This window comes from Aequorivita sp. KMM 9714 (assembly GCF_011065475.1).
Taxonomy (GTDB): domain Bacteria; phylum Bacteroidota; class Bacteroidia; order Flavobacteriales; family Flavobacteriaceae; genus Aequorivita; species Aequorivita sinensis.
In genome coordinates, this window is sequence record NZ_JAAGRO010000060.1 from 1 (window position 1) to 279 (window position 279).

A 279-nucleotide genomic window follows, 5' to 3' on the forward strand; every position below is an offset into this window, starting at 1 on the left:
AATGCATCATATTTGGTAAATAAGTATTTATTAGCTGTCTCATTCCGCATATTGGCATCTTGGGTAAGTATGGGCTGGTCCAAATTATTGTAAAAGATGGTTTCGTGCCCCTTGCCGGGGATTTTCTTCCATACTAATCGGTTGCGGTAATCATATTTATATTGGTAGCAGAGCTGGTCTAGTTCCGTTGGGCTCACATCGTTATTTGTTTTATCGACCTTTGGAGGAATTACATAGGTAAGGTTCCCAAAATCATCATATACATAGTAGGTATCCAAC

The 279-nt window shown here is 39.1% G+C and carries 1 protein-coding gene; it reads right to left on the reverse strand.

The genetic code is table 11. From position 1 onward, the window contains the following. Positions 1-279 (reverse strand): hypothetical protein (locus tag G3A46_RS14170; protein WP_165150782.1); only part of this gene is annotated, 279 nt, incomplete at both ends.